24 protein-coding genes and 2 pseudogenes are annotated in these 25,649 nt (G+C 61.0%); 10 read left to right on the plus strand and 16 right to left on the minus strand.

The window, feature by feature from the left end:
• A complete protein-coding gene (locus tag GH660_RS09625) occupies positions 1-5,313 on the minus strand; it encodes a DEAD/DEAH box helicase (protein WP_153146444.1) in 5,313 nt (1,770 codons plus the stop codon).
• A 282-nt stretch (positions 5,314-5,595) separates the two neighbouring features.
• Between GH660_RS09625 and GH660_RS09630 the strand changes: the two genes are divergently transcribed.
• From GH660_RS09630 to GH660_RS09670, 9 genes are all read left to right on the plus strand, one after another.
• Complete coding sequence (locus GH660_RS09630; protein WP_153146445.1) at positions 5,596-6,576, plus strand: YafY family protein; 981 nt, start codon at positions 5,596-5,598, stop codon at positions 6,574-6,576.
• Positions 6,577-6,653: 77 nt separating this feature from the next.
• Entirely contained in the window at positions 6,654-6,827 is a 174-nt protein-coding gene (locus GH660_RS09635) for a hypothetical protein (RefSeq protein WP_153146446.1), read from the plus strand.
• A gap of 352 nt (positions 6,828-7,179) precedes the next feature.
• Entirely contained in the window at positions 7,180-7,920 is a 741-nt protein-coding gene (locus GH660_RS09640; RefSeq protein ID WP_228276451.1) for an ankyrin repeat domain-containing protein, read from the plus strand.
• 239 nt (positions 7,921-8,159) lie between these two features.
• Positions 8,160-8,345 carry a hypothetical protein gene (locus GH660_RS09645; RefSeq protein ID WP_153146448.1) on the plus strand — a complete coding sequence of 62 codons (186 nt, stop codon included), beginning with the start codon at positions 8,160-8,162 and terminating at the stop codon, positions 8,343-8,345.
• Positions 8,346-8,451: 106 nt separating this feature from the next.
• Positions 8,452-8,703 (plus strand): hypothetical protein, encoded by a 252-nt coding sequence (locus tag GH660_RS09650; protein ID WP_153146449.1) that lies wholly within the window; start codon positions 8,452-8,454, stop codon positions 8,701-8,703.
• A 2-nt stretch (positions 8,704-8,705) separates the two neighbouring features.
• Positions 8,706-8,915 carry a hypothetical protein gene (locus GH660_RS09655; RefSeq protein WP_153146450.1) on the plus strand — a complete coding sequence of 70 codons (210 nt, stop codon included), beginning with the start codon at positions 8,706-8,708 and terminating at the stop codon, positions 8,913-8,915.
• Complete coding sequence (locus GH660_RS09660) at positions 8,902-9,348, plus strand: hypothetical protein (RefSeq protein WP_153146451.1); 447 nt, start codon at positions 8,902-8,904, stop codon at positions 9,346-9,348. Before GH660_RS09655 ends, GH660_RS09660 begins: the two co-directional genes overlap by 14 nt.
• 130 nt (positions 9,349-9,478) lie before the next feature.
• Entirely contained in the window at positions 9,479-11,722 is a 2,244-nt protein-coding gene (locus tag GH660_RS09665; protein WP_153146452.1) for a hypothetical protein, read from the plus strand.
• Between the two features lie 48 nt (positions 11,723-11,770).
• The gene (locus GH660_RS09670) at positions 11,771-12,034 is read left to right on the plus strand and encodes a hypothetical protein (protein ID WP_153146453.1); all 264 of its coding nucleotides are present in this window, start codon (positions 11,771-11,773) and stop codon (positions 12,032-12,034) included.
• A 274-nt stretch (positions 12,035-12,308) separates the two neighbouring features.
• Here GH660_RS09670 and GH660_RS09675 read toward each other — a convergent pair whose 3' ends face one another.
• The 14 genes and pseudogenes from GH660_RS09675 to rpoE form a co-directional block, all read right to left on the minus strand.
• Positions 12,309-12,632, minus strand: a complete 324-nt coding sequence (locus GH660_RS09675; protein WP_153146454.1) for an AlpA family transcriptional regulator — start codon at positions 12,630-12,632, stop codon at positions 12,309-12,311.
• Between the two features lie 87 nt (positions 12,633-12,719).
• Positions 12,720-13,097 (minus strand): hypothetical protein, encoded by a 378-nt coding sequence (locus GH660_RS09680; protein WP_153146455.1) that lies wholly within the window; start codon positions 13,095-13,097, stop codon positions 12,720-12,722.
• Positions 13,097-14,332, minus strand: a complete 1,236-nt coding sequence (locus GH660_RS09685; RefSeq protein ID WP_153146456.1) for a site-specific integrase — start codon at positions 14,330-14,332, stop codon at positions 13,097-13,099. Before GH660_RS09685 ends, GH660_RS09680 begins: the two co-directional genes overlap by 1 nt.
• Positions 14,333-14,528: 196 nt before the next feature.
• Positions 14,529-15,257, minus strand: coding sequence for a DNA repair protein RecO (gene recO / locus GH660_RS09690; protein WP_153146457.1), 729 nt, complete (start codon positions 15,255-15,257; stop codon positions 14,529-14,531).
• Positions 15,254-16,138, minus strand: coding sequence for a GTPase Era (era, locus tag GH660_RS09695; protein ID WP_153146458.1), 885 nt, complete (start codon positions 16,136-16,138; stop codon positions 15,254-15,256). Before era ends, recO begins: the two co-directional genes overlap by 4 nt.
• Positions 16,135-16,803 (minus strand): ribonuclease III, encoded by a 669-nt coding sequence (gene rnc, locus GH660_RS09700; protein ID WP_153146459.1) that lies wholly within the window; start codon positions 16,801-16,803, stop codon positions 16,135-16,137. Before rnc ends, era begins: the two co-directional genes overlap by 4 nt.
• A 3-nt stretch (positions 16,804-16,806) precedes the next feature.
• Positions 16,807-17,160: a DUF4845 domain-containing protein gene (locus tag GH660_RS09705; protein ID WP_153146460.1), complete on the minus strand. Its 354-nt coding sequence runs from the start codon at positions 17,158-17,160 to the stop codon at positions 16,807-16,809.
• 10 nt (positions 17,161-17,170) lie between these two features.
• Positions 17,171-17,872, minus strand: a pseudogene (gene lepB, locus GH660_RS09710) (signal peptidase I); the annotation flags it as partial.
• A gap of 156 nt (positions 17,873-18,028) precedes the next feature.
• Positions 18,029-18,901: pseudogene (locus tag GH660_RS09715) on the minus strand (XrtA/PEP-CTERM system-associated ATPase); the annotation flags it as partial.
• A 10-nt stretch (positions 18,902-18,911) separates the two neighbouring features.
• Positions 18,912-20,702, minus strand: coding sequence for a translation elongation factor 4 (lepA, locus tag GH660_RS09720; RefSeq protein ID WP_153146461.1), 1,791 nt, complete (start codon positions 20,700-20,702; stop codon positions 18,912-18,914).
• 60 nt (positions 20,703-20,762) lie between these two features.
• Positions 20,763-21,011 carry a glutaredoxin family protein gene (locus GH660_RS09725; protein ID WP_153146462.1) on the minus strand — a complete coding sequence of 83 codons (249 nt, stop codon included), beginning with the start codon at positions 21,009-21,011 and terminating at the stop codon, positions 20,763-20,765.
• Positions 20,998-22,419 (minus strand): DegQ family serine endoprotease, encoded by a 1,422-nt coding sequence (locus tag GH660_RS09730; protein WP_153146463.1) that lies wholly within the window; start codon positions 22,417-22,419, stop codon positions 20,998-21,000. Before GH660_RS09730 ends, GH660_RS09725 begins: the two co-directional genes overlap by 14 nt.
• Positions 22,420-22,441: 22 nt before the next feature.
• Positions 22,442-22,882 carry a SoxR reducing system RseC family protein gene (locus GH660_RS09735; protein WP_153146464.1) on the minus strand — a complete coding sequence of 147 codons (441 nt, stop codon included), beginning with the start codon at positions 22,880-22,882 and terminating at the stop codon, positions 22,442-22,444.
• A 2-nt stretch (positions 22,883-22,884) separates the two neighbouring features.
• Positions 22,885-23,484, minus strand: coding sequence for an RNA polymerase sigma factor RpoE (gene rpoE / locus GH660_RS09740; RefSeq protein ID WP_153146465.1), 600 nt, complete (start codon positions 23,482-23,484; stop codon positions 22,885-22,887).
• Positions 23,485-23,658: 174 nt separating this feature from the next.
• Between rpoE and nadB the strand changes: the two genes are divergently transcribed.
• Positions 23,659-25,236 carry an L-aspartate oxidase gene (gene nadB, locus GH660_RS09745; protein WP_153146466.1) on the plus strand — a complete coding sequence of 526 codons (1,578 nt, stop codon included), beginning with the start codon at positions 23,659-23,661 and terminating at the stop codon, positions 25,234-25,236.
• On the opposite strand, the gene GH660_RS09750 is transcribed toward nadB, so the two are convergent.
• Complete coding sequence (locus GH660_RS09750; protein ID WP_153146467.1) at positions 25,211-25,648, minus strand: protein YgfX; 438 nt, start codon at positions 25,646-25,648, stop codon at positions 25,211-25,213. The two genes, nadB and GH660_RS09750, sit on opposite strands and share 26 nt — an antisense overlap.
• Position 25,649: the final 1 nt, after the last annotated feature.

Consider the following 25,649-nt stretch of genomic DNA (forward strand, 5'->3'; position numbering starts at 1 on the left):
TTAATCTCGGTGATCGGTTCCGGGGCCGAAAAGACCCGCATGGGCAGCAAAGATTTCCGGCCAGCGCCCCTGCTCCTTTGGAAAGCGCACGACATAGTGGCCGGAGGCTTCGAGCGCCCGGGTGATGGCCTCGTCCTGCTCGCGCTGCACCGGCTCGTCGTGGTGCGGACCATCGACATAGATGGCGGCCTTCCAGTCCTCGTAGAAGAAATCAGCGCAGGTGTTGCACTCGGGAATGCTTTCCTGTCCGCGATCGGGTCGGCGGTGGCCGTGCTGGTCGACGTAGGCAAGCCAGGCCTGTTCCACGCTGCTGCCCGAGATGCGGGCGAGTTCGCCTGCCTGCTGCTCCGGCGAACGGCCGAAGGTACCCGTCCTGCCCTGCGCCCGCGTGAGCCGGCAGAGTATGTCGAGCACCTTGCCGTCGTTCTCGGCATCCTGGCGGTCGATGACGTTGTGGTCAGGCTGGTTGTAGTAAGACAGCAGGCATTTGTAGCAGCCGGCTTCACAGATCGGGTTCCCTGCCTCGTCGACGTCCTGGGTAAGCGATTCGGGGTTCCAGACACCGTCGGCCGGACGCTGGTAGTGCATGATGCGCAGCGCTTCGTCAGCTACCCTGACCAGCGCTTCAGGCTCGGTGGCGAGACGGGTCAGCACCCCGGCCCCGCCCTCCGCCGATTCGTAAAGCAGGATCGCCTGGCGGTTGTCGCGGCTTGGCAGCGGCTCGGCCATCAGTTCGCTTTCCTCGAGCTGATAGACCGCCTCGATGCCGCGCTTGAGGGCGTACTGGAGCGTGGCCATGGTGGCCATTTCGAAGGTTTCAGGCGGCCGGACGATCAGCACGTTGCGGCGGTCTTCCACATAGGGAACGATGCGCTGCGGCGGCGTGCGGTCGGGCGGCGCATCCGGATCGGGTTCGCCGCTTTCCTCGGCACCGCCGACCCAGTGGCCGGTAACCGGGTTGATCATGAAGCCGAGGACGCTCTTTTCCTTCCGCCGGCGCCAGCCGAAATTCATGCGCCACACCGTGGCGGCCGGGCCGTATTGCAGGGTGAGGACGATGCCGGCATCGTCGGCAAGCTGGCTGTCGAGACGCTGCAGCCGGCCTTCCTGCTCGCCAAACTGGATGGTGGTCTGCATCTCGTAGCCCTGGCGCACCCGCTCTTCCTCATTGGCGGTGATGCGCTCGGCGCGACGGGTCGAGACGTTTTCAATCCGGTAAAGGTTCTGCACCTCCTTGGCGTCGGCCAGCGGCGCATTGCACGAAACGCAGCGGTCGGCGTCGCGCTGGCCACGGAAATGGCCATAGCCACAGACCGGGCAGATCCGTGCAACCTCGGTGGTGAGCCGGGCACCCAGGGCAACCTGATCGTCACCGGAAACCGAGAGCATCGCCCGGATGACGCGGTATTGGCTGCCTTCGTGGTAGATCAGGCTGTAGGGACCGAATTCGCTGAGGGCGAGAAAACGCGGCCGGCTCAGGAAGTTCTCGCGCCCGATCTTGCCTTTGCGCGCCGGGATGTAGGCCATCAGCGGCAGACGCGGGAAGTTGTAGCCCGGGAGAAAGCCCTGACTGGCTAGGTAGCGGTAAGTATAGAAATCGGAGTTGGCACTACCCGACTCCTGCAGGAGCAATGACTGCTGGCGGAAGGCCTCGTCGTGCCGCTGCTTGGCATCCTTCCGTTCTCGCTCGCTGGCGGCGGGGTTGTTCATCACCCGCTGGTTGATCTCCATCTGCCGCTTGGTCGCCGCAAACAGGTCACGCCAGCGATTGAGCGCCCCGTCGAATGAAGCAAAAGCGCGCGCAAAGACGCGCTCGGCGAAGTGTTCGTCGTACCAGGGCGCCTTTTGGGCCGTGAGCTCGCTGGCCAGCATATTGAGGATAGTCAGGCCGCGGGCGTGGGCCCGGCGTTGCGGCGCATCGGTATCGAGCGCCTGGCGCAAATGCTCGGCCAGGGGCGCCTGTTCGGCGTTCATGTCGAGCAGGCCGCGAATGCTCTTGTCCAGCTTGACACCAGTTTCCGCCAGCCAGACTGCTTGCAGGTGACTCTGGATCAGTTCGCGGTTCGCCAGATCGAGCGTCGGTGGATTGACCTGGCCATGCACCATGCGCACCGGGTCGCGGAAGAAATACTGGTCGTGCGGCGATTGTGCGGCGCAGTAGGTAATGACCAGGGCCGGCTGGCCGGCGCGCCCGGCCCGGCCGCTGCGCTGGGCATAGTTTGCCGGCGTCGGCGGCACGTTACGTAGATAGACTGTATTAAGCGAAGAGATGTCGACACCGAGTTCCATGGTCGGCGAACAGAACAGCACGGGAAGCCATTCGAGTTGCTTGCCGGTCTTCGTTAGCCACTCGTCGCGATCCTTGCGGGTGAAGCGGAAGCGGGCCTCGCGTTCGAGGCGATCATCCTGCTCGACCTGTGCCGTGTGCTCCCTGGCCTCGAAGTCGAAGAGGCGATGGGCGGGATTGGCAAGGAGCCCGGCGACATTGGCGTATAAGCCCCGGAAAAAGGGATTGTCGCTCGCGCCGCGCGCACTCTCGCCGTCGCTCAGGCGCCAGACGATGCCGCTGCCGTTGAGCTGGTAGCCGGTCATGCCGAATTCGGTTTCTTCGGCGACGACCAGGCCGTAGGTCTTGGCAGCCCTGAGTAGCGCACCGATGATTTCCTGATAATGCTCGTCCTTGATGCGCACGGCGTGCGGGTTGTCCGCTTCGTTCTTTTCACGCCAGGTGGCCGGCTGCTTGAGCAGACGGCCGAGCTTGGAGCGCGCACTGCCGGAGACGAGATATTCGACGTTGCGGCGATCTTCATCGCGCGGCCGGGCAACTGTGATGAACCAACTGGCGGCGACCGGGTTTTCGTCTTCGGTGAAGCCCCAAGGCTCTCGCAGGTTGGCATAGCTGGCGGTTTTCAGGCGATCGAGCTCTGACCTGTCGAGATAGCGCGACGCCAGACACAGCCCCTGGCGCATCGACTCGAAGACCATCTCGAGCACCCGCTGGCGAACTGCCGGCGAGGCTGCCTGCAGGATGAGCGGCGCCTGCTGCCACATGTCGGCTGCAGCCGACAGCTCCTCGAGGTCGCGATAGGCGATCCGGACCAAGCCAAGCTGCTCGAGGTTCGGATTGTTGAACCGCCAGCCTCGGCGCAGGTCGTAATAGACACGGTAGCCGAGGATGCTGCGCATCGTGTCCTGGACCTGGCGGCGGGCGTTGCCGCGCACCTCCGGATCCTGCATGTACTCAGCGCGAACACCGGGATCGTCGCGGTCGAAGCCCAACGCCGAGAAAACAGCGCCGGCGATGCCGTTCTCGTCGACCTCCCCATTCGGGGTGCCCTGCACCGCCGCAAGCAGTGCAGCCCGCTGCAGGAGGATCTGCAGGAAATCGTTGAAATGACCAACCTGCAATGCGGCATCCTGCCGGTTGTCGGAGAAGCCAAGTACCTTCTTGGCCTCGGCACTCAGCTGATCATCCTGCTCGTAAAGGTAGCGCAGCGAGGTGAGTGTCAGCATGGTGGTTGCTGAACTGCGGCCTTCGCCTGACAACGCCGTCAGACGCAGCGAATCGCGGCCTGCTGTGTGATGGGTGACCCCACAACCGAGGCAGAAGCCGAAGCTGCCCGGGATGTACCAGCCCGGGGCCCCGGCATTGTCCAGCGCCCCCTCGCCGTTAAGCCGGACATGGGCGGGCTGTCGACGACGGTAGGTGGACTTGAGGCGATAGTCATCTCCGGTGCGTTCAAGCCAGGATTCCGGGTAGCGGTCGAGCGTGTCCTCCCAGATGCCCAACGAATCGGGCATGAAAAAACCGTTTCGGACCTCCTCGTCCTCGTGGGACCGCTCCTCAATATTGCGCGGCGTGAACTGGCGGCCGCTAGCCGTATTCTCGTCCCAGACCGGGATGTATTCCTGGCCGCAATCACGGCAAAAATGGACCGAATAAAGCTTGCGGGCACGGTCTCCGGGAACGAACTGGCTGCCGTCGAGGGTCAAAAAACGCTTGCCGGGTGCTTCAAGCGTCGAAAACACCTTGCCTCCCCCGGAGATGAACTGGTGCAGCTTGAAAGCAAACAGGCTGCGGCCGCCATCCTCGGGCGGTTTATCGGTGGTGCGGTATGCCAGGAGCAGGAAATCGGCTAGGATCGTCCGCGCCTGTTCTTCAGGAACCCCGGCATCTGCGGCGAGGCGTGTGCCAGCAACCTCAAGAGTCATCGGCCTGGCACGTCGCCATTTGCCCTCTTCCCGGGTCAGACCAAGTGTAAGTTCGGTCCAGACCGCCAACGGGTGCTTGGCCAATTCAGCGAATGCGGGATTCTCCGGCATGCCGGCACGGACTGCTGCCGCCAGGGCCTCTCTGATGTGCTCGACCACCAGCTCTTCCGGCGTCACGCGCTGCAGGGTTTCGGTGATGACATTGGCCGGCGGAATGCTCGTCCCGAATAGCCGGGTTGCGACCTCGGCAACGAGGGCATTGCGGTCAGCCTCCGTGCCCTCCGTCGCCATCGTGGCCGAGGTGCCGATACACTGAAGTCGATCGGCCAGCGCTTCGCGAACCCTGCGGACCAGTAGTGCAACATCAGCCCCTTGGCGCCCACGGTAGGTGTGCAGTTCGTCCAGAACGAGGAAACGTAGCCCCTTGGCGTTACGGATGACCGCCTTGTCCATGTCGTCCTGACGGGTCATCAGGAGCTCGAGCATCATGAAGTTGGTGAGCAGGATATCTGGCGGATTCGCTGCCAGGCGCTGTCTCTCCTCTTCATCTTCTTGCCCGGTGTAGCGGCCGAAGGTCACTGGAGGCTGATCGCCGTAGTCACCCAAGAATTTCCCAAGTTCCTCGAGCTGACTGTTGGCCAGGGCATTCATCGGGTAGATGACGATGGCTCGAGTCCGTGGCACCGGATCGTCCGCCTTGGCCTTGAGAATGGCGTCGACCATCGGGATGAAGTACGCGAGCGACTTTCCCGAACCCGTACCCGTAGTCAACACGTAGCTGGCACCTGTCTGAGCGAAGCTGATCGCCTCCTCCTGGTGCTTGAAGAGCTTCAGCGAGAGGCCCGCCGAGGCAGGACTCTTACCCGCCCGAAAAATACGCGCGCACTTTTGGTGCAAGGCCCCGGCTGTAACCAACTCCTCGACAGTGCGCCCGGCCCGAAAATTCGGATTGACCTGAACCAGCGGCGCCGGCCAATAACGTTGCGATTCATAGGCAGCAGCAACGAACGATGTGATATCACTCGTCTTTATTTTGGTGAAGCTGCGCGTGAACTGGCTGTATTCACCAACCAGTTTTTCCCTGAACTCGAAAACGTCCATGCTCGCCTTTTTTGTTGATTATTTTCGTGGTGCGGTTCCGCTCCCTTTGCAACTCCTTCAGGAAGTGATCTGCATAGGAATTACAGACTTTAATTCATGCATCAGCACTTACCAATACCACCATCCTCATATTCGAATATTCAGCACCTTGGTCGAAGCCCTTCGACTTCCCGAAAATGCCAACTTAGATGCTCCCATGGTAATCAGTTGCATGTCATCATACTGCATGGGTGGCTCACGATTCGAGCCCGCCTGCTAATTGATCGCATAGGAACTGCACAAATGAGCGGCATGGAACGCATCTACCAGATCGATCAAATTCTCGGCGCCCGCCACTCGGTCACCCGCAAGGAGTTACAGGAACGCCTCGGCGTCTCCTGGGCGACGCTCAAGCGCGATCTCGCCTACATGCGGGATCGTCTGAACGCACCGCTCATCTTCGACCGCAACCTGGGTGGCTACCGCTTCGAGACAACCGGAAAGCGAATTGGTCCGCAATATGAATTGCCCGGCCTGTGGTTCACCGCCGAGGAAATCCATGCCCTGCTGACCATGCAGCACCTCCTCTCGAATCTCGATACTGGTGGCCTGCTCGGTCCGCAGATCCAGCCCCTGCTCGCCCGCCTTACCGGCCTGCTCGGCACCGCCGACAATCCGGTCGAAGAAGTGCAGCGCCGCATCCGCATCCAGACCGTCGGCGCCCGTGAGTTTCATCTTGACCATTTCCAGGCGGTCGGCTCTGCCCTGCTCCGCCGCAAGCGCCTCGTCATCCGCTACCACGCACGCGGCACTGATGAAGTAACAGAACGTGAAGTTTCGCCGCAGCGCCTCAACCACTATCGGGACAACTGGTATCTCGATGCCTGGTGCCATCTGCGCGACGGCCTACGAGCCTTCTCGGTCGACGCCATCGAACACGCCGAAATCCTCGACAAGAAGGCGAAGGATGTCGCCGACAAGAGACTCGATGAGGTGCTGGGATCCGGCTATGGCGTCTTCTCGGGCGACCAGATCACCTGGGCCGTATTGCGCTTCACGCCGGAGAGGGCGCGCTGGGTAGCCTCCGAGCGCTGGCATCGCAATCAGAAGGGTAGGTTTCTCGAAGATGGCAGCTACGAGCTTCACGTCCCCTACGCCGACGACCGCGAACTGATCATGGATATCATGAAATACGGTAGCGACTGCCAGGTCATTGAGCCGGAAGTGCTCAAGGCACGGGTTGCCGTCGAGTTTGAGGCTGGGCTGGCTCGGTATCGCCAATAAAAGTGGATTTTAGGCTCATTTAATGAGCCCGGCGACGCGCATCATGCCCCCATCGAGAACAAGCCAGGAGCCCGATCATGATGCAGCGTATCCAATCCATCTTCAATCGTCTTGCCGGTTTCGCCAATTTCGAAGCAGAGCGCCTGGCACGCGCACATTCCATCTTTATAGATGCAGACCGCCGCTTTGGTGAACTTGAGACACCAGCTTACCTACGGCGCAAACCGCGAGTCACCTCGATTCGCCGATAGGCACGAACATAGCCCTACTGCCTGATTGATCGCTCCCCGCCAAATTATTAAAAATATTACGCAGGTGCCAAGCGAATGTTTCAAAGGTGCCATCTTTCCAAAGAAGACTCCAATGCGTTGCAGCATCTGCGCCTTCTAGTCGGTCATCTGCGTTGAATAGACATCGACTTGCTGAGCCAGTTCATGTAGTACTCGGTCACTGAGTGATCAATAGTTGAGCAATATAAGACCTTATCTAACGGTTAAAATTTCCGTAGCCTGCTCACTCGAGAAGCTTTGATTCGGAATCGTGCAGATGAATGGGTACAAATCGCAGCTATACCATATCCATCATGGAACGCGGCAATTGACCATGCTAATGGCAAAATTGCGCAATCGGTACAACATTGGAGCACGAGTTATGTCATCGGCGTATTCAGTTGATGAGTTAAGGAACAAATCGGCAGCTTGGTTGCTTGCTCAACGTGGTTTGGGCGGCAAACACAATGGTGAAACTCATGCTCGTATTGAAGCAGAAATGCGGCAGAGGGGGTTGCACGTGCCGCCGCTCCCGGAGTTTCCTGTGATGATTAACACTGGCATGCTGGCTGGTTTTATTAGGGGGGGACGCGTTGTCGGTATTGTTCTTGCTGTAGTTATATGTTGGTTGTTAACACAAGTGGCTGTTGTCGCGATGAAAGCTGGCGAGCCAATTATCTGGGTTAGCGTTACAGTGATTGCATTCCTTGTATACCTCGTTATTTATTTTCTTCGCCGAGAGAAGGGGGATGAGGCGCTTACTGCAGAACAACAACAGGCACTAAGTAAAGGTAAGAGGGATGGGGTCAGTCAACTAATGATTGTTGCGGCAGGAGGGAATGCTCGTCGTGTAACTGACTTGCTCAATTACGGCACTGAAGTGAACGCACGAACGAAAAGTGGAAATACCGCATTGATGTATGCCGCCGCTAATGGTCATGCTGATATATATCGATTACTTTTAAGCTATGGCGCTGATGAACTTGAAAAAAACGTAAAGGGCCAGACTGCGTGTGATATTGCTAGATGTAACGGCCATGCAATCCCTCTTGCAACTGTTGCAACATATAGTTAGAATTTTTCCGATGGCGCCGATTTGAGTTCAGCTTGCGGGCGCGTAATAAATTCAGCTAAAGCGAGGCCAAGCCCGTTCTAGCTATCAACGCTGAATGGGCTTTTGCTTTTGGTGCTGCGCGCACCGTCGCCGATTTAACGCACAACTTGCGGGGCGACTAACAAATACCGCTAAAGCGTCGCTCGCTTCTCCCCCTGGAAGCCGGCAACGCCGGAGACACAGGGGTAAGGAGAAGCATCATGGTCATCACCGACATCGACTCGGCTTACCGGTCCCGCGAAGCCAGCGGCCGCTTTGAGGTCGCGCCCACATCGAGCAGAAGGCAACCGGCGCCACCCGCCATCGACTGGCTCCGCATCGACGTGCAGGCCGCCCGCAACCGGGCACAGGCAATCACTGCTGCACGTCGCATCCTCAACGCATAGTTGATTCGAAACACTGGTATTGGGCTGGTCCACCCCACGGACCGGGGCAATTTACACCGACTTGCGACCCCGTCATGCCGACGAAACCGCTAAACAGGAGCAGACCATGCGTAGCTTCAACGCTGCATTACCGCCGGATGCCGTCCGGCAGATCCGCAACTTCAATCGCCGCCTGCGTTACCGCCAGACACTCGACCGCCCCAAGGTCTGGCCGGGCGATCCCGTTCATAGCGGCGCCCTCTTCTACCGCCAGCCCGATCCGGTGATCGCCGCGTGGTGCGCCACGCTAGTGGAACCACCAAGCACCGCCGCCTACGTCAGCAGCTGGTGCCGTCTCAACCATCTGCTGGAGGCCTGACCATGCAGTGCCTCCACAAAACCTCGACCTACATCCTCGAGGCCGACTTCACGCACGACGAGAAGCGCGACATCCACACGCTGGACCTTTACCAGACCTGGCCAACGATGGCCAAGCCCTACCGGCGCCGGGTGGCTCAGTTCAACCTGCCACGCGCGGCCCTGCTGCGTCTCGCCCAAGTAATCTCGGAGAATGCCAATGGACCGGCGTGACTTCCTGAAAGCGCTGGCAAGGATCGGTGTAGCCGGCCTCTCGGCCAGGTCGATCGCCACAGCCTCTGAGCGGACCATTGAGCGCGCCTGGCAACGACTGGCCAGTGAACCACGGGTCTTCTATGTCCGTGATGAATATCCCTACACGCTGACCACCACACCCAGCGACAACGCTGAGGTCGCGGAAATGATCGCAACCTGGGGTGAGGATGGCGCCGGGAACAGCCCAATGGACTGCGCCACCGGCCAGGGGCGAGCGATGACCTTCTTCTACCACTGGGAGGAGACCGCCGAGTTCGACATCCGCTTGGTCGACGGTGACTGCCCGGGCAGTTCCTACTTCGGCGCCGAACTGTGCTCGAGCATCGAGGAAGCCAACCAGACCGCCATTGACCTGGATCTGCCGATCCGCTTTGCCTGGCAGGGGGTGTGAACAGCCCTGTCCGTCCGACGAACAACAGATTTCATCCTGGCACGGTCGTCCTGCTGTGCAACGACCGGGGGAATTTGATTCCAGCTTGCGGCCCCGCCATCCCGGCACGGCCGCTAAAGAGGAGAAATGCATGACCACACACCAGACGAACGGGCTCCCTGACACCCCTTCAGCGCTGTCCGATATCCTCCCAACCCGGGATCGTCGCTACAGCCCGGAGTCAGCGGTGCGCTTCCATCTCACCTACGCCGTTCCCGGCCTGATCCGCGACCACGCGGTCAAGCCGCGCTTCGGCGGATTGCTGCACCATGTCTGTCCTGATCGTGAAGACGAGTTCGTCAGGCTTACCGCCGACATCTGGGGCGAACTCAAGGGCCGCTTCGCGGCACCACTGACGCTCAAGGTGACAACCAAGCGCCGCACGGTCACCGTGCTTGGCTTTGTACGCTATGTCATCGGTCAGCCCCACGGCCGGCTCACGCTCGAGCGCGTCGCCACGGCGCCATCAGGACGCTCCGTCTGGCGGCGGGCGAACTTTGCCTTTGCTGCCGATCTGCCTTTCCGGCCCAGCCTGGGTCTCTTCGAGGAATTGCTTGGCGAGTGGACACCGGCAATCGCCGACCTTGCCAACGCCACGGCCGACGTCGTCCCGCTGCTGAACGGCCTGGCAAACCGGCTCCGCCAGGCGGCACTGCAGACCATCTACTGGAAACGACTACGCTATGCCGTACGTAAAGCACTGGCCCTAGATCCGGAAGTCCTCGACCTCGCCCGTCGCTCGCGGGTCAACAGCCACACACCGGAAGTCACTGACCTGCACTACAACCATGTGCTCGAGCGGCTGGCGCACTACCGGCAGATCGCCGCAGACAATCCGAACCTCCTGTGGCTCTATGCCCTCGCCCACACCGAGCATGTCTGTCTGCCGCGTACGGGAGAGCGCCTGGCAGCGCTGCGGGCGAAGATCCTTGGCGATTTCTCGCTGCCCGCGGCCGCCTGGCGTTACCTCGCCAATGGCCGGCGCCGCGATTTCCGTGTCGTCCTCGACTGGCTGGGACCGAACGCACTGCCGAACGGGCGTTGGCTCGAGCTGCGCGAATGGTTGCGCGTTCTCGTCGCACTCGGACGCCGGGATCCCATCGGACTTCCGGTGCAACGGCTGTTCCTGCACGATGCCTACCGGATGGCAGCGGACGGAAACTCGATCGTCTTCCGCGGTGTGACATTGCCGCTCGCCAGCTTGCGCGCTCTCATTGCCGAAGCCGAAGCACAGCTGGCGCGGGGGACGCTGCGTGCCTTCAGCGAGGACGATCTGCCGGACGTACTGGCGTGGCTGGCCGGTAGTGCAACGCAACTCGATGGGCGCCAGCAGCAGGCCGGCTGGCGCTACCTGCTACGGCGTGCCCGCGCGTGGAAGCACGAGGCGGCGCTGCGCGAGCGGACGCAGCATCAGACATGGCGCTCGCTGATCGAATCGCACGTGGAAGATGGCTTTGTCGTGCGTCCGCTGAGCGATGGCTGGCAGCTGCAGCGCGAGGCGCTGGTCCGGCGCAACTGCACAAACACGTATCTGGCCGACTGCCTTGCCGATACCGTGCGTCTCTTTGCGGTCATCAGCCCGTCAGGCCGGCAGACTGCTACGGTCGGCCTGATCCGTGAGGGAAGGAACTGGAAGGTGCTGGACGTGCGCGGCTTCGCCAATTCGTCACCCTCACCGGTTCTGCGTGAGCTGGCAAAGACATTGGCCAGTCGCTATACGACCCGCTGGCTAGTACTGCACCCGCTGCCGGCGCCGATGGCGGCAGTTGCCGCCCGGCTGCCCGAGCCGCCCATCGAGCATGACCAGATAAACTGCAGTGACGAAGGAGATGACTGGTGCGGCGACGACGATGAATTTGATGAGGCACATGGAAGGCGCAGCGAAGCTTGTCCGATCTGTGGTGACACGGAGTTTGGCTGCGGCCACCTCGTCGCCGCCCTGGACTATTTCAATGGCGGCATCTTTGCGGGGGAAATGCAGCGTTGTCAGGCCCCGCTGCTCGATGGCCTCTGGTCGTTGATCGAACAGTCCGCCAGTGCGGCTCGTCAGTATTCCGGGCTCGGCAAGACGGTCGATGACGCGATTGCGGCGGTGCGCCGCGCCCAGTCTGCAGGGGAGTCGATCAGTGCGCTGCGGGACGACATCGAATGGGCGCTGATCAATGTGATCTACGAGACGCTCGAATCCCTGCCAGGTGTTGAAACGGCTTACTGGGAGTTTGATGGCGGCGCACCGGGCATGAGCACCTGTGGCCGGAATTACTGGTCGACTGACCCGGATGCGGCGATGGAGAACTTGATGGCCGCGTTAGGTATTTGCGAGCTGAAGCAGTGAGCTTGAACAGCGGCGCGCTAGAAATGTTCAATTGAAAGGAGGGTGACAATGTACTGCGAACCCGGTGATCTGCGATTGACGATTCAAACACTATTTTTCTTTCGTGTAGCCTTTGCCATCTACAAGGTCCAATCTAGCGCACGGGAGGCTGGTTATCGAGAAGGGGTACGTTACGGAGCAAAGATTGCCCGAGAGCTCATACCAGAATTGGAATTGCAAAACGCCCTCGACTCCAAAGTGGATAAATATTTGAATCCTGAATATTATGAGTGGCTAAAGAAATCAATAACTCATGAATCTAAGACCAAATAAAATTGATGGCTTGTCGTTTTCGTTTTGGGCGGAGTCTCCACGGAGAACTGAGCAATCATTTTTATAGACGGACGAAGCTGGTACCTTACCTCTTCGTCACTGGGGACCAGCGATTCATCCTGGGAAATAACATTCCCGTCGGCACGGCATACTGGAGCAAGGGTCTCGCAGACCTTTCGACGGTAACTTTGGTTCAATACGAGGCAGCAGCAGTATCTTGAGCCGCACTAGCCGGGGCGGATTTTTTATTGGTCGTCATGGCGTCGCCCTCGGGTCAGGCGATGCTGTCAATCAGCGCACGGATGTCTTCCACTCGCCAAGCGGTGATGTTCGGGCCGAGCTTCACGGGTTGCGGGTACTTGCCGGACCTGACGCCGTTCCACCAGGTGCAGCGGCTGAACGGGACGACGCCAGGCAACGGCGGCCGGGCGCGTGTCGGCTTGTTGCGGGCGCGACTGATGGCTTTCTTGTCGCCCGCGGCGACGGCCTTGGCAATCTGTTCGCGGTTGTGAGCAGCCTCTTCTTCGGTGACGCCACGCCGGCCGATGATTTGTGCCTCGCGGACGAAGCCTGTTTCGGGGAGGAAATTGTTAGTCATGCTTACACCTATCAGGACGGTAACATTTAACGTCTGAAGATGATGTGGCATGAAGCTGTGCAAAAAGAACAGCCCCTTTTTGCACGCCTAGTCGTACTTACTTAGCTCGGCAGCTTCTTTGCGCCGCTCTTCATCCAGTTCGTCAAGCCGGTTGCGTATAGTCGTCTCTCCTACCTGGTAACTGTTTGCCATCCGGGACGCAAAGGCGTTCTCGCTTGGGTCATCCCCGAAGTCGTGTTCGACCCCCAGGTCGCGTAGGGGTATCTCGATCTTCCGGCGATTGCGCGCGGTCAGTTCGAGCTCATCGGTGAAGGCCTTGCCCTTCTTCGTCGCCTCGATATTTTTCCCTTCTGTCGCTTCAATGGCATCCGCGATGAAGTCAGCAAGCTCATCTGGTATCGGCTGGCGGGCGCGGAGCAGCCTGGCCAGGTAACGCAGTTGGTCCCACGCCTGGTCGGCAGTCATCACGCCGCCCCCTGCAGCAGGACTACGTTGTCGCTGTTCGCCTCCAGAATGGCCAGCTTGGCGCTCCACAGCTCCAGGGCGCGGCGCCGCTCATCAAGGTAGTCGTGCTGGTCATAGACCGCGATCAAGCCGCCCAGCGAGTGGTTCAGGCAGCGCTCGGCAATGGCGACGTCAACGCCCAGGGCGCCCAGATGGCTACGCGCGGTCGAGCGAAGATCGTGGGGCGTGAAGGCCCGTACCTTGTCGCCGAGCTTGGCACAGACACGCTCCAGGGCGTGATTGATCGAGGCAGGCTGCATCGGGTAGTCATCTTCCCGGCGCTTCTTGAGTACCGGAACAACGTAGCGGGATTTGCCGGCGATCTTCTTCAGCTCAGCGAAGTAGCCGACAACCTGGTCGGTCAATGGCACGACGAACGGCCGTGGTGACTTGCGACCATCGCCAGGGGGGATCACCCACTCCTTCCTGTCGAGGTCGACATGGTCCCACTCGGCAAGCATCAGGGCCTGAATACGAACGGCAGTCGAGAGCAGGATGCGCGTCGCGTACTGGACGACGCGGTTCGCATTGAGCAGGGCCGGGAACAGCTCCCTGAGCTCAGCATCCGACAGCTTGATCCGGATTGCGTCTGACATCCCGGCCGCGCCGGCGATGGCCTTTGCGGAGATCCCTATCACCGGGTTGCTGATTACGATGTGCTTCCCCTGGCCGTGGTCGAAGATCACTTTTGCGACCGAGCGAACTTCCTTGACCTGTTTTGGGTACTTGGCTCGGACACGTTCAAGCATGCCGACGATGTCCGCCCCCGTGACGGCACGGGCTGCAAGGTGCCCGATGGCGGGGAGGATGTAAGTACGGATTTTCTGGCGATGGGAGACCCGGGTAGCCGTGGCCAGGCCGGGGAGAATCTTTTCATCGTAATCGGCTGCCAGCTGCTTGACGGTCAGTGATGCCAGGTGCTCGTATTTCTCGACCTGCTTTTCGCGGCCGACGTCGATACCCTGCTGAACCCGAGCCCGGTCGACAGAGGCCAATTCGCGGGCCTTCTTGAGCGAGATGTCGGGGAATTTTCCGAGGCTCTTCTCGCGCTGTTTGCCCCCGAAACGGTAGCGGAGCACCCAGGCCGCTGTGCCCCCGGCAGAGAGCGTGAATGTCAGGCCGTCGCCGTCGGACTTGGCGATCGGCATACCGGATTTGATCCAGTGCCGGATCTGAACATCGCTGAGAGTGCCCATTTTTGCCTCTGATCTATGATATTTCCAGCTACTCACCTAGCTACTCACGCTAGCTACTCACCTGGTGACTCACTATAGCAGAGATCGGGCTGTACGGCAAAAGACGGATTTAACTAAATATCGATATGTATCAAGTACTTGACAGTGCTTTTTTGCGTTCAAATTTGGGCGGGAATTTACGCAAATAGACTATAAGTCATAGCTCCTGCAACTCCTTGAATATCTTGCGTGTTTCGAGTTCCTTGCCAGCCAGATAATAGGCCATCAGCGTGCGCATCAGTTGCTTGGCTTCGCTGCGCGAACGCGGATCGGCAAAATCTTCGGCCTCAAGGTCGAGCAAGGTCCGACCGCTGACCACCTGGGGCGCCGCATCGGCATGTTCGAGACGGACCGGTCCCTGCTCCATGCGGTAGGCGTAATGCCCCTCCGGCTCGATGGCCCTGCCTTCGCTGTCATGGCTCAACGTCAGGCCGTAGCCAAGCTCCTGCAACAGCGATTTTTCGAAACTGCGCAGATCGGCTTCGCGGACCTTGCCGCCAGGATCTGCCGCCAGCCGGACCAGCATGTCGGCGTAGCGGGCAAACAGCCGCTCATGCGCATCCTCGCGTGGCAGCAGATGCATCAGCAGTTCGTTGAGGTAAAAGCCGCAAAATAGTGCCTCGCCGCTCAGCAGCGGCTGGCCGCCCTGCCATTCTGCTTTCATCAGCGTCAGCACTTCGCCCTTGCCGGCCCAGGCGACTTCCAGCGGCTGGAATGCCATCAACAGGCCGCGGATCGCTGCTCGCGGCCGCCGTGCGCCCCGCGCCAGCAGGGCCATGCGCCCGAAATCGCGGGAAAGGACTTCGACGATCAGGCTGGTTTCCCGAAACGGGTAGGTGTGCAAAACGTAGGCCGGCTGGCCATCGACTTTGCTGCGCAGGTTCATTCGTAGCCGAGGCTCTTAAGCAGGCGCTCGTCGTCGTTCCAGCCGGATTTTACCTTGACCCAGACTTCGAGATAGACCTTGCCGTCGAACAGCCGCTCCATGTCCTGGCGCGCCTCGGTGGCGATGCGCTTGAGCGACTCGCCGCCCTTGCCGATGACGATGGCCTTGTGGCTGTCGCGGTCGACGACGATGGCGGCGAAAATTCGGCGCAGGCTGCCCTCGACCTCGAAGCGTTCGATCTCGACGGTCGTCGCGTAGGGCAACTCGTCGCCGAGCAGGCGAAAGACCTTCTCGCGGATGTATTCGGCAGCAAGAAAACGCTCGCTCTTGTCGGTCAGGTCGTCCTCGGGGAACATCAGGCCGTCGTTGGGCAGATGCTTGCGTGCCTCGGCCAGCAGTTCGTCGGTCTGCCGCCCCTTGGTCGCGCTGATCGGGACGATGGCCGCGTAGTCGCGGTCGGCCGAAACCTTGGCGAGGAAAGGCAGCAGGTCGTTGCGTTCTTTGATCTGGTCGGTCTTGTTGACGACCAGGATGACCGGCCGATCCTTCGGCAGCAACCTGACCACCGCCTGGTCCTTGGCATCGAAGCGCCCGGCCTCGATCACGAAGAGCACCAGGTCGACATCGCTCAGGGTCTGCGTGACGCCGCGGTTCATCGCCCGGTTGAGGGCGTTGGAGAATTTGGTCTGGAAGCCCGGGGTGTCGACGAAAACATACTGTGCGTCATCGTTGGTGACGATGCCGGTAATCCGGTGGCGGGTGGTCTGCGCCTTGCGCGAGACGATGCTGATCTTCTCGCCGACCAGCCGGTTGAGCAGAGTCGACTTGCCGACATTGGGGCGGCCGACGATGGCGATGTAGCCCGAACGGATCTTCTTCATGCCTTGAGTGCCTTCAGTGCGCTATCGGCAGCGGCCTGCTCGGCCAGACGACGGCTGGTACCCTGCCCGATGGTGCGCAGAGGCGGGTTGTCGAGTTCGCAGGCGACCGAAAAGCGCTGGTCGTGGGCGGCGCCGCTCGCGTCGACCAGCTGGTAGCGTGGCAGCGGCTTCTTCCGCCCCTGAAGCCATTCCTGCAAGCGCGTCTTGGCATCCTTTTCGACACGCCCCGGCGCCAGTTCGTCGAACAGCGGCAGATACAGGCGTGCGATCACCGCCTGCGCTGCTTCGAAGCCACCATCAAGATAGACCGCTCCGATCAGCGCTTCCACGCCGTCGGCAAGGATCGAAGGCCGCTGGCTGCCGCCACTTTTCAATTCACCCTCGCCCAAATGCAGGAAGTTGCCGAGGTTCAGCGCGGCCGCCAGGCGGTGCAGCGCATCCTGGCGGACGAGATTCGCCCGCAGGCGCGAAAGATCGCCTTCGGCAAGCGCCGGAAAACGCTTGTACAACGCCACCGCGATCACGCAGTTGAGCACGCCGTCGCCGATGAATTCCAGACGCTCGTTGTGGGGAACGCCGAAACTGCGGTGCGTGAGGGCAGTCTGCAGCAGGGTGCGGTCGGAAAAGGAGTACCCGAGCGCCGCCGTCAGCGTCGACAAGTTCATCCCTCAGTGTTCGGCGGTGGAGCCCTTGTAGTTGATGATCAGACTGACGTTGGCGAACAGCGGAATGCGCTTGTCGTAGTCGAACGACGCGACGATCTTGCCGCCTTCCTTGGAGATGTCGAGTTGCTCGCCCTTGAAGTCGAGGCTGTCGATATTGGCGAAATTGTCGAAGGTCCTGCGCACGTCGGCGACCGTGGCTTCCGGCCCGACCTTGTTGACCGTGGCCTTGGCATCCTTGAGAATCTTGTAGTACTCGATTGTCGTCGGCGCCACCTTCATGCCCAGAACGGCGACCAGGGTGATGATGACGCCCCAGAAAATAAGCCCGGACAGGGCCACGCCACGCTGATACTTCATTTGTTTCTCCTTAATTGAAGGAACCTATCCGAGATAGATCGAGACCTTTGGGGGGAATGAGGGAATACATGTGGAACCAGATGAAAACCGCTTTTCCGACGATATTTTCATCGGGCACGAACCCCCAGAAGCGACTGTCGCGGCTGTTGTCGCGATTGTCGCCCATCAGGAAATAATGTCCCGGCGGAACCGTGCATATGACACCGGCAGCATTGTAGGTGCAATTTTCGCGGTAGGGAAATCGCGTCGCGTCGGGAATGAAGGCTGGCGCATCGCCATCGTTCAGGAAGCGGTGCTCGACCTTGCCCATCCTGCCGACATATTGTTCCGAATAGTACAGGCGCTCCGGATGGTGGTAATCGAAAATCCGCGTCGCCTCGACAGGCTGGCCGTTGATGCTGAGCTGCTTGTTCTGGTAGGCAATCGTGTCACCCGGCAGGCCGACGACGCGCTTGATGTAGTCGAACGACGGGTCTTCCGGGTAACGGAAAACCATGACGTCGCCGCGCTGAGGAGAATTGATGCTGATGATCTTCTTGTTGATCACCGGCAGGCGAATGCCGTAGGTAAACTTGTTGACCAGGATGAAATCGCCCACTTCCAGGGTCGGAAGCATGGAACCTGACGGAATTTTGAACGGTTCGAACAGGAACGACCGCAGAACGAAGACGATCAGGATGACCGGGAAGAAGCTGGCGCCCCACTCCACCCACAGCGGCTCCTTGGCATTCTCGACTTCCGCGGGCAGTTGTGCATCCGAACTGGCGGTCGCCGCATTTGCGCCGGACCCCGAGGAGTCGCCTTGGGCAAACTTGGCCCAGGCGGATGACGGATTGCGGATTTCTTCGAATCCCTTGCGGGCCACTTCCTCCACATCCCTGGCGTTGAATTCCTTCTTGCCGTTGATGAAGCCTGACATCAGCAGGCGATCGCAGAGCAGATTGATGCGCCAGGAAATGCCGCCGGCTGCCTTGTATATCGCCCGGAAGCAGTCCGCGGTAAATGTGGGCGAGCCGCTGGCGCCGGCGCATTTGAGCCGGTGCTCGATATAGCCGTGCGTCTCGTCCTCGTCCATGGGGTCGATGTGGCATGTTGCGACGATCCGTTGCCGGAATTGCGCCATCTTCATGCTTTTCAGCGTATCCCTGAATTCTGGCTGGCCGACAAGGAATATCCGCAACAGCGCCTGGTTGCCGAACAGCGAATTCGACAGAACGCGCAATTCCTCCAAGGCCTTGGAAGTCAGATTCTGCGCTTCATCGACAATCAGCACGCAGCGCTTGCCTTTGCTGGTCATGCCGATCAGGAAGGCTTCGATCGCCAGCTGGACGTCGGATTTCGCTTCGCTCTTGGCGCGGATGCCGAAAGCGGCACCGACCTGATGCAGGATGTCGTAGGCGTCGCTGCGATCGCTCACCAGATGACCGACGATCACGTTTTCGGGGTCCAGGCTGTCGAGCATCCGGCGGACGATCGTCGTCTTGCCGACGCCGAATTCGCCGGTGATGATGACGAACCCTTCGTTCTGCTGCATGCCGTACTCGAGATACGCCGCGGCGCGCTGATGCTGCTCGCTGGGGAAATAGAACTTCGGATCCGGGCTAAGCTGGAAGGGTTTGCTGGTCAGGCCGTAGAACGACGCATACTTGCGCTCGCGCAATTTCCGGAATTTCAGCACGTCGACCGCGTAAAGCACGCCGGTCACCACCGTCAGCACCAGCAGGATCAGGGCAAAATTCATTGTCGGACCCTCAGTTGTCGACGCGCAGCACGGCGAGGAAAGCTTCCTGCGGGATTTCCACACTGCCCACCTGCTTCATCCGCTTCTTGCCGGCCTTCTGCTTTTCCAGCAGCTTCTTCTTGCGGGTGATGTCGCCGCCGTAGCACTTGGCCAGCACATCCTTGCGCATCGCCTTGACGTTCTCGCGGGCGATGATGTGCGAGCCGATCGCCGCCTGGATGGCGACGTCGTACATCTGGCGCGGAATCAGTTCGCGCATCTTGGAGGCCAGTTCGCGGCCCCGATACTGCGAGTTCGAGCGATGCACGATCAGCGACAGGGCATCGACCTTCTCGCTGTTGATCAGGATGTCCAGCTTGACGACGTCGGCGGCGCGATATTCCTTGAAGTCGTAGTCCAGCGACGCGTAGCCCTTCGAACACGACTTCAGCTTGTCGAAGAAATCCATGACCACTTCGGCCATCGGCATTTCATAGACCAACTTCACCTGGCGGCCATGGTAGTGCATGTCGACCTGGTTGCCGCGCTTCTGGTTGCACAGGGTGATGACGTTGCCGAGGTAGTCCTGCGGCACGAAGATCGTGGCAGTGATGATCGGCTCGCGGACTTCCTCAATTTTGGAAATTTCCGGCAGCTTGGCCGGGTTTTCAACCTGGATGACGCTGCCGTCGCGCTGGACGACTTCATAAACGACGGTCGGCGCGGTAGTGATCAGGTCCTGGTCGAACTCGCGCTCTAGGCGCTCCTGAACGATTTCCATGTGCAGCAGGCCGAGGAAACCGCAGCGGAAGCCGAAGCCCAGGGCCTGCGAGACTTCCGGCTCGTACTGCAGCGAGGCGTCGTTGAGCTTGAGCTTCTCCAGCGATTCGCGCAGCGAGTCGTACTGGTTCGACTCCACCGGATAGAGGCCGGCGAATACCTGCGGCTTGATTTCCTTGAAGCCGGGCAGTGGCTCCGCCGCCTTGCGGTCGGCGGTGGTGATCGTGTCGCCGACCTTGGCAGCCTTGAGTTCCTTGATGCCGGAGATGACGAAACCGACTTCGCCGGCCCGCAGCGCCTCGCGCTGGATCGACTTCGGGGTGAACACGCCGACCTGCTCGCACAACTGCACGGCGCCGGTGGCCATGAAGAAGAGCTTGTCCTTCGGGCGCATCACACCGTCGACGACGCGCACCAGCATGACCACACCGACATAGTTGTCGAACCACGAGTCGATGATCAGCGCCTTCAGTGGCGCCTCTGGGTCGCCCTTGGGCGACGGAATGCGGGCAACCACGGCTTCCAGGATGTCTTCGACGCCGAGACCGGTCTTGGCCGAAGCGAGAACGGCGTCGGTGGCATCGATGCCGATCACGTCCTCGATTTCCTGGCGCGCGTTGTCCGGGTCGGCCGACGGCAGGTCGATCTTGTTGAGCACCGGCACCACTTCGACATCGAGGTCGAGTGCGGTGTAGCAGTTGGCCACCGTCTGCGCCTCGACGCCCTGCGAGGCATCGACCACCAGCAGTGCGCCTTCGCAGGCGGACAGCGAGCGCGAAACCTCGTACGAAAAGTCGACGTGTCCCGGCGTATCGATCAGGTTCAGGTTGTAAGTCCTGCCATCGCGCGCCTTGTATTGCAGCGCTGCCGTCTGCGCCTTGATGGTGATGCCGCGCTCGCGCTCGATATCCATGGAATCGAGAACCTGGGCTTCCATCTCGCGGTCTGAGAGTCCGCCACAGAGGTGGATGATGCGATCGGCCAGCGTCGATTTGCCGTGGTCGATGTGGGCGATGATCGAAAAATTACGGATGTGATCCATTGCTGCTAGTAAAAAAGGGCGCTGTTCCGGCGCCCTTAACTGTTCAAAAGACCCTGAATTTTAGCGGATTCCAGCCAAATATTCACGGACTTTAGGCGCGTCGAGGAAGTAATGACAGAGTTCCATGTCGTCGTGCAGGAGTACGGGCACGAGTTCGTCGTACTTCGCCTCGAGCTCCGGGTCGGCGTCGACATCGACGACGCGCAGCGCGACCCCGAATTCCGCCGCCAGCGGCGCTGCCGCCACCTCCATGTCGTGACAGAGGTGGCAGTAGCTACGGCTGAGCAGGGTCAATTCAATTGCCGCCATTGAGCCCCTTGATGGTCACGAAGGTCTGGATTTCGCCACGCCGGATCAGCAGGGTGACATTGCTGCCCTTCTCAAACTGGCCCAACAGCTTGTTGAACTGATCGACGGTCCTGATTTCGGTCGTTGCTCCTTTGCTGATCAGGGCGATGATGATGTCGCCGGGACGCAGGTCGGCGCGTGCGCCGGTGCCACGGACATCCTCGATCAGCAGCCCGGACGACATTTTGAGCGTGTTCTTCTGCTCGGCGGTCAGTTCGCTGACCACCAGCCCGAGCCGATTGGCCTGCTGCTCGGCCGGCTTGGCGCCGCGACCGGGGCGACTGGCCGCTGTCTTCTCGTCCGGCATTTCGCCCACCGTCACGGCAATATCGCGCGTCGCGCCCTTGCGCCAGACCTGGACCGTCGACCGGGTGCCCGGCTTGGTCGCGGCGACCAGACGCGGCAGATCGGCGGAAGTGTTGATCGCCTTGCCTTCGAATTTGAGGATGACATCACCGGGTTCCAGGCCGGCTTTCTCTGCCGGACCACCCTTCTCCACGGCATTGACGACGGCGCCCATTGGCTTGCTCAGACCCAGCGACTCGGCCAGTTCCTTGCTGACTTCCTGGATGACGACACCGAGGCGGCCGCGACTGACCTTGCCGGAAGCGCGCAGCTGATTCTGGATGTCCATTGCGACGTCGATCGGGATGGCGAAGGAAACCCCCATGTAGCCGCCGCTGCGGCTGTAGATCTGGGAATTGATGCCGACCACCTCGCCGCGCATGTTGAACAGCGGCCCGCCCGAGTTGCCGGGGTTGATCGCGACGTCGGTCTGGATGAACGGGACGTAGTTTTCCTGCGGCAGCGAGCGCCCCTTGGCGGAAACGATGCCGGCGGTGACCGAATTGTCGAAGCCGAACGGCGAGCCGATGGCGACCACCCACTCGCCGACCTTCAGCTGTGCCGGTTCGCCCAGCTTGACGACAGGCAGCCCGGTCGCCTCGATCCGGATCAGCGCCACATCGGTACGCTTGTCAGCGCCGATGATTTTTGCCTTGAATTCACGCTTGTCCGTCAGGCGGACGGTGACTTCGTCGGCGCCGTCCACGACGTGGGCGTTGGTCAGGATGTAACCGTCGCCGCTGATGATGAAACCGGAACCGAGCGACTTGTTCTCGAACTCGCGGGGTGCCGCGCCGCCCGGCGGACGCGGGATGAAACGCTTGAAGAACTCGAAGGCCGGGTCGTTCTCGTCGAACGGGAAAGGCATTCCCGGATTGCTGCGGGTCACCTGGGTGGTGCTGATATTGACCACGGCCGGTCCCTGCTTTTCCGCGAGTTCGGTGAAGTCCGGCAGGCCGCGCGACTGGGCGGCGGCCAGCGAAGAAAGAAAAAGGAACGAAAAGAGAGCCAAAAAGCGTTTCATCGGCATCTACCTCCTGAATTGCTTAAGACGAATGAGACACGATATGGGGGTGGAAGGCCGGATCATCAACCCGGCGGGCGGCCTGGCGACGAACGTACAGGAACGCCATAACGAGGCCGGCGACGGCGCCTATCATCGCACCCGGGTCGCCGCCCAACGGCATCCCGAGCACGGCGCCGGCGATGGTTGCGGTCAACGGCAGAATATAGGCCAGATTGGCGCTCTTCCGGAGGCTGCCCGCGGCCACGGCGACTGTCACCTGGTCGCCGACCCGGGCCCCGACGTCGTTGGCTACGCGATAGTGCCGTGGGCCGCTGCAGAACATCTGGGTGAGCTGCTGGCCGCCGCAACCGCCCTTCTCGTGGCAACGCCCGCAACCGCCCTGCTCGACTTCGACCAGCGCGCTGTCGCCGTCGAGTTCGCGGACGATCGCGCGAACCGTGCTTTGTTGCTCAGTATTCATGATCACCACCGGCGATCGGGCGCAATGTCGAGCAAGGGGCGCAATTTCAGCGCGACAGCCTCGCGGGCGCGAAAAATCCGGGAACGGACCGTGCCGATCGGGCAGTCCATCATGCTGGCGATTTCTTCGTAGGACAGCCCCTCGATTTCGCGCAGGACGATCGCCGTCCGCAGCTCCTCGGGCAAGGCATCCATCGCCGCATTCACGGTTTCGCCGATCTGCTTGGACAGCAGCAGGCTTTCCGGGGTGTTGATGTCGCGCAACTGATCGGCGGATTCGAAGGTTTCCGCCTCCTCGCTGTCGAATTCGGTGGATGTCGGCGCCCGCCGGCCCTGCGCCACCAGGTAGTTCTTGGCCGTATTGATGCCGATCCGGTACAGCCAGGTGTAGAACGCGCTGTCGCCGCGAAATGACGGCAATGCCCGGTAGGCCTTGATGAAGGCCTCCTGCGAAACGTCCTCGACCTCGGCCGGATCGCGGATGAAGCGCGACAGCAGGCGTCCCAGTTTGCGCTGGTATTTGCTCACCAACTGGTCGAAGGCGTGTTGATCGCCGCCTTGCGCCCGTTCGACCAGTGCCTGGTCGATTTCGCGCTCGCTCATGGCCTCTGAATTCTCCCTTGGGGACTCTCGTTAGTCTCGTTGTCAGACGGAGTATAGCCTAGCCGATTTGCCCGGGTAGTGCGTAATTGCCCTTAATTGTGACCATGTGTGACGGTCCGCAACGCCGCTCGCGTGCTATATTTCCGCCAAAAAACACCCTGATCGAGAACAGCCGTGCAGAATTTCGACGTCCTTATCATCGGCAGCGGCCTCGCCGGCCAGTCGGCTGCCCTGCGGCTCGCCCGTCACTGCCGCGTGGCGCTGGTCAGCAAGCGCGCCCTCGAGGACTCCGCCTCGGGCTGGGCGCAGGGCGGCATTGCCGCCGTACTCGACAGCCGCGATTCGATCGAGGCGCATATCCGCGACACGCAGGTCGCCGGCGCCTGGCTCAACGACGAGAAGGCGACGCGCTTCGTCGTCGAAAACGGCCGTCGCGCCATCGAATGGCTGATCGAGCAGGGGGTTCCCTTCACCAAGGATGAATCGGGTTACCACCTGACCCGCGAAGGCGGGCACAGCGCCCGCCGCGTGATCCACGTCGCCGACGCGACCGGTGCCTCGGTTCAGGAAACCCTGACGCAAAAGGTGCGGGCGACGCCCAACATCGCGGTATTCGAAAGCCATATCGCCATCGACCTGATTACCGGCGCCAAACTGGGCACTGGCGAGAACCGCTGTTTCGGCGCCTACGTGCTCGATAGCCGCAACGGCGAGGTCGTCACCATCGGCGCCGCCAACACGCTGATCGCGACCGGCGGCGCCGGCAAGGTCTATCTGTACACGACGAATCCCGACACCTCCACCGGCGACGGAATCGCCATGGCCTGGCGGGCTGGTTGCCGGGTCGCCAACATGGAATTCATCCAGTTCCACCCGACCTGCCTGTATCACCCGCAGGCCAAGTCGTTCCTGATTTCGGAAGCGGTGCGCGGCGAAGGCGGCCTGCTCCGCCTGCCCGACGGCACGCGATTCATGCCCGAGCATGACGAACGGGCGGAACTGGCGCCGCGCGACATCGTCGCCCGCGCCATCGACTTCGAAATGAAGAAACGCGGCCTCGACTGCGTGTTCCTGGACATCTCGCACAAGGGCGAGGCCTTCATCCGGCAGCATTTCCCGAACATCCATGCCCGCTGCCTGGAACTGGGCATCGACATCGCCAGCGAACCGATTCCGGTGGTGCCGGCCGCCCACTACACCTGCGGCGGCATCGTCAGCGACCTGCATGGCCGCACCGACGTGCCCGGTCTCTACGTCGCCGGCGAGGCCTCGTGCACCGGCCTGCACGGCGCCAACCGCCTGGCTTCCAACTCGCTCCTCGAATGCCTGGTTTTCGCGGAAGCTGCGGTCAACGACATTCTCGGCGGCAAATCCGCTCCCCTGCCCCGCCTGCCGCAATGGGACGAAAGCCGCGTCACCGATGCCGACGAGGAAGTCGTCATTTCCCATAACTGGGATGAACTGCGGCGCTTCATGTGGGACTACGTCGGCATCGTCCGCACCACCAAACGGCTCAAGCGGGCACAGCATCGGATTCGCCTGTTGATGCGGGAAATTGAGGAGTTTTACGCCAACTTCCGCGTCAGTCACGACCTGATCGAACTGCGTAACCTGGTTGTCACGGCCGATCTCATCGTCCGCTGCGCCATGCAACGCAAGGAAAGTCGCGGCCTTCATTTTTCCCGCGATTTCCCGGAGATGGCGGACAAGCCGCGCAACACCGTCCTCAGGCGTCGCCGGCCGGTACGCTGAAATCCGCCCGCCAGCGCAGGAAGACACGCAGGCGCCGGAAATCTTCAGGTTTCATCGAGTCGACCGCAACGATCAGCGGATGCGTTCGCCCATCCTGCGTTTTTAGGCGAACCACCGTCAGCCAGGGATGGACCGTTGCGCCCGGCAGTGGCGCGGCCTCGATGAACTCGGCATGGCCGGCCGGCGCAACGAGAATATGTCCCGTCTGCTCCAGCCTGAGCGCCTGCAGCGCCGGCTCAAGACGCCGCCAGGCAAGACCGGCGGCGACTGCGATGAAGAACAGAGCGCCGCTGCGGGTAAGCGCCGGCCAGGGCAAAAAAAGTATCACCAGGCCGGCCAGCAAGGCGATCGAAACGAGCGCAACACCCAGAAAGCGCGAACGGTGCAGTCCGATCTCGATCGGCAACTGCACC

It is taken from the genome of Dechloromonas sp. H13 (assembly GCF_009469615.1).
Lineage (GTDB): Bacteria > Pseudomonadota > Gammaproteobacteria > Burkholderiales > Rhodocyclaceae > Azonexus.